General features: G+C 44.6%; 2 protein-coding genes and 2 pseudogenes. 2 read left to right on the plus strand and 2 right to left on the minus strand.

What is annotated here, in order from left to right:
• Positions 1-301: 301 nt before the first annotated feature.
• Positions 302-490, minus strand: a pseudogene (locus tag Q1A48_RS20550) (IS256 family transposase); the annotation flags it as partial.
• 30 nt (positions 491-520) lie between these two features.
• A pseudogene (locus Q1A48_RS20555) lies at positions 521-964 on the minus strand (transposase); the annotation flags it as partial.
• 681 nt (positions 965-1645) lie between these two features.
• On the opposite strand from Q1A48_RS20555, the gene Q1A48_RS20560 reads away from it, so the two are divergent.
• Complete coding sequence (locus tag Q1A48_RS20560; protein ID WP_299948622.1) at positions 1646-2692, plus strand: ISAs1 family transposase; 1047 nt, start codon at positions 1646-1648, stop codon at positions 2690-2692.
• 1477 nt (positions 2693-4169) lie between these two features.
• On the plus strand, positions 4170-4754 hold the full coding sequence (locus Q1A48_RS20565; RefSeq protein WP_299948620.1) for an ECF-type sigma factor: 585 nt from the start codon (positions 4170-4172) through the stop codon (positions 4752-4754).
• Positions 4755-4843 lie beyond the last annotated feature (89 nt).

A 4843-nucleotide genomic window follows, 5' to 3' on the forward strand; every position in this document is an offset into this window, starting at 1 on the left:
AAAGCGAGAAGCCTACGGGCAACTGGCCGCTTTTTCTAGCTCCATTGAGATATGCACTTACAAGTTGAATCTAGGAAATATATTCGTTTCTTTAAGATCAGAAACCTAACGCTTCAGTTTGTGGGTTGGTTCACTTTCTACCAAGCAAAAGTTTATCCAGTCCAGGCTAATGCACTGTTTATCAGGTAGCCTTTTGTACTGTCGCCGCCAATGGTAAATCTGCTCAGGGTAGATAGAGGGTTCTTTTGCGAACTCAGAGGTTCTGAGAGTTATTGTCAATTCTGGTGTTCAATAAGCCTGATTAAGCAGCGCTCTGACCGGCTGTTGTCACCTCCTCTCCATCCTTGATTTTCACTCCGGTGATGACCTTGGCAAGATAGTCAAAGCCCCGGAGCTTTCTCCACTTTTCTTCTGCACACATTCCCAGCTTGAAAAGCATGTGTAGCATTCCTTCTCTCGACGGGCAGCCTTTCGAGCGCTTGGTTCGGTACAATACGACACCGAACCAAGCGCAATTTTCAAGGCTTTTCAGAAGATTTCGGCCCTCCGGAGCGTCTCCAGCCTGTTCCGAAGACAGGGAAATACTACGACGCGATTGTGGCGGGCTGCAACCATATGAATCTTGGTGGTCCAGCCTGCTCGTGATTTGCCGATAGATTGAGGACCGTTTTTTTAACGCGCCAGTGCCGTCTGGATGAACTTTAACAGCCGTAGAATCAAGAGAGATATGATCGACCTGGATATTGATCACATTATTTTCCTGGAGGGCCAGAAAGACCCTATCCAGTACACCTTGCTTGGCCCAACGATTCGCCCGCATGTAGACGCTGTGCCAGCGGTCGAATTTCTTCGGCAGGCCTCGCCATTTGCAGCTATGCTCGGCTATGTAAAGAATAGTGTTCAGCACTTGTAAGTTAGATATTTTCGCGCAGCCGTGCTGGAGAGGCAAAAAATCTTCGATAATTTTGTATTGTTACGCTGTAATTTCCATGCAGGGATTATACAGGATTTAGTGTGAGCAGGTCCTAGTGTACCATTTTTATCCAGAGCGCAGGCTTCGTACAATCGTTGCAGGAAACGCATGGTCCGCATCACCTGTTTTACCCTGTCGGGCGCAATATGCAGATCTACCGTGTTCTCTCTGATGGTGATCAGCGTGAAGGTAAAATAACCCCCCAGGGCCACTGGCTGAAACGATTAACAGTGTAATATAGGGAGCTTTATAGGCTCCTTGAGTCGCCTGGGGCGGAAATGTGCAGAAAAAGCGCCGTGCTTTGTGCGGTTCCTCTCACTACAGGCACGTTTCTTGTGAGAAAAAAAGGGAAATTTGCAGGGTGCGTAGCCAGGGTGGTGCGCGGCTGAAGTAAAAGGCCACACTAATCATCGCGCATCGTCACAGTACACTCCGTCACTGGGGGCAGGAGTCATGGCAAACGCACCCACAGGCCGCATGCTTTCTAACGTTGAAATATTCTCAGGACAACTAATCCAATAAGATACTCGTTGACCCTTTAGAAACGAGTACCTTATGTCCCTTGAAGAAACCTTTTTTGTCCACTTTGAAAACCTGGAAGACCCACGGCAGCAGAATCATCACCTCAAACACAGCCTAATCGACATTGTTGCTCTATCTATTTAAGGGACCATATGCGGCGCCAACACTATGGTTGAAGTTTGTGAGTTTGCCGAAGCCAATCTGGAATGGTTACAAAGCTTTTTGGATCTAAAAAATGATATATCATCCCATAACACCTTCGAAAGAGGATTCGCAAAAATAAACCCTACTTTCTTTGAGGAATGCTTTAGAAACTGGATTAATTCTTTGGACTTATCTCAAGATGGACCTTTAAAAAAGGTCATTGCGATTGATGGTAAAACGAGCCGTGGTTCAGGCTGCCAAACCAAGAAAGTCAAGCCGATTCATACCGTTGCTGCGTGGGCCTCTTCGCATAGGATCATGCTAGACCAAGTCAAAACAGAAGAAAAATCCAATGAAATGACAGCTGTTCCTAAATTATTAGGAAAAATTGATATTGAGGGCAGTATCGTCACATTGGATGCCATGGGCTGTCAGACCAAGATTCAACAACAAATTATCAATCAGCATGCTGACTATGTAGTCAATGTCAAAGGCAACCAGGGTAGCTTGGAAAAAGAAATCAAGGCGCTCTTTGCTCACGGGGACAGTATCCAATATAAAAAGATCTACAACCGGCATAAGATAGAAAAAGTACGTGGTCGCAGTCGAATGGAGACACGAAAATATAGTTTGATTAGGCTTAGGGACTGCCCTGAATTTGAGCATCGCTGGCCAGGCTTGAGAAGCATTGGGCGGCTCATTGTCAAACGCACGGAGAATCATAAAACAACGGAGTCGGTCAGATATTTCATCACAAGTTTAGCCTATGACGATATCGATAATTTCATGCACTCGGCTCGCAAGCATTGGGATATTGAAATTAATTTACACTGGTCCCTGGATGTGGCTTTTAGGGAGGATGCGAACAGAATGAGAGTGGGTTTTTCGGCAGAGAATATCGAGCTTATTCGACGTATTGCTTTAAATTTATTGAAACAGGAGGCTACCCATAAACGAGGTATCGAGAGCCGAAGAAAACGCGCAGAGTGGGATCGTGATTATTTATGGAAAGTGCTGACTGCCGATCAAGCGATCATAAAACAGGCTAATTGAATGCGTTTGCCATGGGGCAGGAGTAATCCGGAAAACTCGCCTTCAGGGAGAAGTTTAATGAAGACGAACGAGCGTATGACGTATTATTCTAGACAGCCTCGCTAGATATCGTGTTATCTATTGAGGTTAGCTATTGCTCAGTGTTGCTGCACCGGGGGTTGGCGCTTATGCCTTGCTTACACGATTATAGTGTAATCCTTGTTTCGTTTTTGTGATGATGTCCGCAAGTGCTGCCGGTACAGGGCGCTTCGTAGGTTGAGTATCGATCGTTGCGGTATTTTTTTGTTTATTATTCTTTGACTGCGCCAGTGAAACAGCTGGGGACTATAGTAGCAGACCTACCGTAATCCCTTTTTGCAAGAAATTCAATCAGGGCGAAGCTTTAGGCGACATTGAATTCAACTCCCCGTCGGTTGACTAAGACGTTTGCCATTCCCTTGGCATCCAGGACTTGTTCGGTAAGGGATATCCAGGTGACACTTCACTGCTCCGAGCGACGTTCTTTCATAAACTGCCTTATGTAGACCTATATGTGCAAGGGTGTGCGGGGGCAAACTGCAGACCTGTCTTTACGCGGTTGGTTTTACCTGGTACAAGAACCTCTGTGCGGGCTAACAGTCTATGCGAAAATTTATGTAGCTGGTAGAGAGAGGCGCGTATAGTGTGATTTCTCTACGTGCACTAAACTTCTCCAAATTTTAACAATGACATGGCCATTTTATCAAATGGTGCCGATCAGTGATTCTGTCATATGAGCAGATTATGCGAATGAATATTTTTCTTTACCTCAGAGAAGGAATAACCCCCTACAGAGAGGGGCACGGCGCAGAGGACATCATCGAAGACTGTTTATCGATTGCGAAGTCGCTTTGAAGATAAGAGCATTGAAGGGGTGCAGGAGTATGGCCGCAGTGAATGGCTAACAGTTATCGATATGGGCATTGTAGATCAAGTTTTGTTTTTGACAACAAAGCGTATATCAGAAGAAGCAATGCATTGGAGGATTGTAAGAATAGAGAAATATACAGCGGTGACGATATGGCAGGCTCGGTAGATATGGAAATCCGTCGTTTACGCCCATATCGAATAAAAATATTCAGGGTCAGTAGTAACCCTGAGTGCTTTGATAAGGTTGCAAGTATTATAATTTTAGGATAATTTTGTGCATATAAAACAAAATAGATTTGTTATAGGGTTGAACTACGTTCACGTATCTATGTCCACTTTATCCTTTCCGTGCATTTTGGTTGAATGGGGCAGAAGGATAGTTTGTTCGACTGGAGTGCAAAACGCTACACAGAAGAGTATTCATCAATGTTTCAGAGCTGAATTCTGAGATGGAACACTGTATCAAGGCGCATAACGCTGAAAGTGCAACCATTTAACCGAAAAAATCCTACCAGCCAGATCCTGGTTCGGTAGGGCATATAAAGCAACCTTCACAGAATTAGCCACATGAACCACCAGGAGACTTAAAATGGGCGACACTGTTATTACCGATAGCTTGCTGGAATCTGAAAAAAAATATTTGGAAGATTCAGAGAATAATTTAGCGTATCTTTTTCCTACCTTTTACCAAGAATTGAAGTGTTTAGCTCACAGTCAATTGAAAAAAGCCTGGTCCATCGAGACCATGCAGACGACTGCTTTATTACACGAAACCTACCTTAAGCTAAACGAGAGTTACCCGCATATCCGTGTGAGCAATAAGCAACATTTCTTTTGTCTATGTGCTAAGGCTATGAGACATGTCCTGATCAATTATGCTGAGCAAAAGCAGACTCAGAAGCGCGGTGGAGATGTGGTCCGGGTTGCTTATACACAAGAATTATACGAGCCTGATATGTATACCAGCCATAGTCTTGATACGCTACTGGCGATCAACGAGGTGCTGGAGAAACTCAGAAAAATCGATGAAAAACTAACCGAATTGGTGGAATTGCGTTTTTTTGCCGGATTTACAGAGGCAGAATTAGCACAAATATATCATGTAAGTGAGCGCACTATCAGAAGGCATTGGAAAAAAGCTAAAGCCTTATTGGTATTGACATTGGAATCCTAAGATTTTACCACCTCTAGTCCAAAAGGGAGACCCCCCGGCTTTGCCGGGGAGGCACGCATAGTTTGACAGATCCGGAAGTCCCATAGTAA

The sequence above is a fragment of the uncultured Microbulbifer sp. genome, assembly GCF_947489355.1.
Taxonomy (GTDB): Bacteria; Pseudomonadota; Gammaproteobacteria; order Pseudomonadales; family Cellvibrionaceae; genus Microbulbifer.

Bases quoted from the DNA above. Each gene is read 5' to 3' on its own strand.
- Q1A48_RS20565 (WP_299948620.1), top strand. From the start codon at position 4,170: ATGGGCGACACTGTTATTACCGATAGCTTGCTGGAATCTGAAAAAAAA.